We start from the raw sequence: 2,350 nt of genomic DNA on the forward strand, positions 1-2,350 counted from the left end.
GACCTGTGATGTTGGGCGTGGCCTTGCACCGAGCGAGGTGGAGGGAGCCCGCGGCGCGGAGGACGCTCATCTATGGGAGTGGGGACGGGGGGCGTGTGGGGGCGTGCGTGGTGGAGATGATTCCGAAGTCGTGAAGAGGAGGAACCATGGGTCGCGTCTACGCGAATGGCCGTTCGATTCTCCACAAGGGTGACGGCAACACGCACACCTCGGCGGCGCCCGATGTTTGTAAGGTGCCGACACCGGGAGGACCTGTGCCGACGCCCTTCGTCAACTCAGCGCAGGACTCGATGCTCACGAAGGGGAGCACGAGCGTCACGATTGAGGGCCACCCCGTGGCGCTGACGAGTTCGGAGCTGAGCACGAGTTCGGGTGACGAGCCGGGGACAGCGGGAGGCCTCATCTCCTCCAAGTTCAAGGGGAAGATGGCCTGGGGCAGCGGCAGCGTGGACGTGAAGGTGGAGGGAAAGGGCGTGGTCCGCTACCTCGACGTCACCCTGCACAACGGGAACACGTACAACACCACCTTCATCTCCGACGGGCGCACCGCCTGGGCCTATGGTGACGACGCGGAGTGCACCGCGTGCGGCAAGTCGACAGAGAGTCACCGTGTCCACGAGACGGGCGAAGCCGTCGCCAACATAGAGCTGGTTTTCACTGAACTCATTCGGAGGCTTCATGAGCAACGGCCCCTCATCGAGAAATATCTCCGATTGAGAGAGGGCCGAAAAGCCGCCGAACAAAAGTCTCTTCAAGAAGCCAGAGACGCAAGCAAGATGCTGGCTCCCCAAATAAAGAAGAAGGAAGAACTCCTACTTCAACTCAAGTCTCCAGCAGGAAACGACATCTCGGCAATCAAGAACAATCTTATCCTTGTCCAAAACGACCTTAAGGTCGCCGAAAAAGCCCTGAAGGAGAAAAGAGCCGAAGACCTGAAATTAACGCAAGCGGTCCAACAGGAGATGCATGAAACCAATGACCAGCTCAAGAAGATGAGGCCTGTGCTACGTCACGACGAAAAATTCAACACGTTCGTCGAGGGCTACATGGTTGGTTCATGTCTCTGCAAATGTCCTCAAAATCCACGAATGTTGACGTCTTGCTCTGGGCAGGCCTCGACCGGTTTCCGGGAGGCAGTGGCAGCCACTCCCTTCGAGCTCGTCGAAGGATTCCAGACCAGTGAACATCAAATTGGGGAGATGAAACGACTGGGCCGCGACAAATGGGAGTGCGCCGCACCCAAGCTTCTCCAAGCAGGAGGCTCCAACGGCCACAAGCTCCGTGCAATGTCCGAGCGCTACTTCTCCCCTTTTCTTCCCCTCACAGTCAGCGTGGAATACAGCCGAACCGATGAGCAAGCGACACGGCAAGTCAAGGGCGAGTTCAGCCATGGTGAGTCAGTTCCATCGTGCGATGCCTGTCAAAAACTCACCCCTGAGATGCTCTGCCACAACCACAAAGAATGCGCTTGAGCCATGGACAAACTGATAACACTTCTCGAGCGCTTCTCTCCTGGATACCAAGACCGGATTGAAGGATACCCCGACTGGTTGATTGATGAACTTGAAGAGGTCTTTGGCCAACCGCTTCCGGTCCCCTATCGGGAATTCGCTAGAAGCATGGGCGTCAGCGGCGGTCCGCTTCTCGCCCATGTTCGCTCATACGATCCTCTCCTGAATGTCGCCGAGCTGTACCGACTTTCTCCTCAAAGCGAGCTGCCTCCGAGGACGTTCCTCTTCATCTTCGGGGATCCAGACCCGTTGGCGCCCACGCCATACTGGCTCGACCTGGAATCCCCATCAGAGGATGGCGACTACCAGGTGGTGCGCATGCCCTTCGGTGAGCATCCACAGAGAAAGCTGCATCGAGACTTCGTGAGCTTCCGGGAGATGCTCTTCCTCTGGGCCATGGAATACGTCCATCTGCCGAACTTCCCCCATCAAGCGCGCTACCATCGTGGGAAAGACCTCCAGGCCAGCACAGTCGAGGACCTCGCCCGCATCCTTGAGAAGACGGGATTCGAGCGACTGCCCTACCCTCGCTACAGCATGCTCTTCGAACGGGATGACGCCGCCATTCGGCTCTACCGCCCTCCCGATGACTCCACTTTCGACATTCGCGTGGGCATGCACAGCGCCGAGCAGCTCAGGCATTTCCAGGCACTCATCGAGGACAACACAGACCTCAAGAGGTCCACCTGGTGAACCCGCCCGCCTCCGCCAACTTGACTCTCCCCACCCCATGGCGATGTTGAGCCGGAATGCACGGGCACCCCTCCCACCTCCTGCGCTGGCTCAGGCTCTTCCTCGCCTGCCTGACGCTCGTTGGTAGCGGTGCCTCGGCGCAGGCC

Annotated in this window: 2 protein-coding genes; both read left to right on the forward strand. The window is 58.9% G+C overall.

Annotation, left to right across the window (positions count from 1 at the left end; all coding sequences use genetic code 11):
• Positions 1–146 precede the first annotated feature (146 nt).
• Complete coding sequence (locus tag FJV41_RS48775; RefSeq protein WP_141649454.1) at positions 147–1,472, forward strand: DUF4150 domain-containing protein; 1,326 nt, start codon at positions 147–149, stop codon at positions 1,470–1,472.
• A 3-nt stretch (positions 1,473–1,475) separates the two neighbouring features.
• The gene (locus tag FJV41_RS52930) at positions 1,476–2,204 is read left to right on the forward strand and encodes an SMI1/KNR4 family protein (RefSeq protein ID WP_181791509.1); all 729 of its coding nucleotides are present in this window, start codon (positions 1,476–1,478) and stop codon (positions 2,202–2,204) included.
• Positions 2,205–2,350 lie beyond the last annotated feature (146 nt).

The sequence above is a fragment of the Myxococcus llanfairpwllgwyngyllgogerychwyrndrobwllllantysiliogogogochensis genome (assembly GCF_006636215.1).
In the GTDB taxonomy this organism is placed as follows: domain Bacteria; phylum Myxococcota; class Myxococcia; order Myxococcales; family Myxococcaceae; genus Myxococcus; species Myxococcus llanfairpwllgwyngyllgogerychwyrndrobwllllantysiliogogogochensis.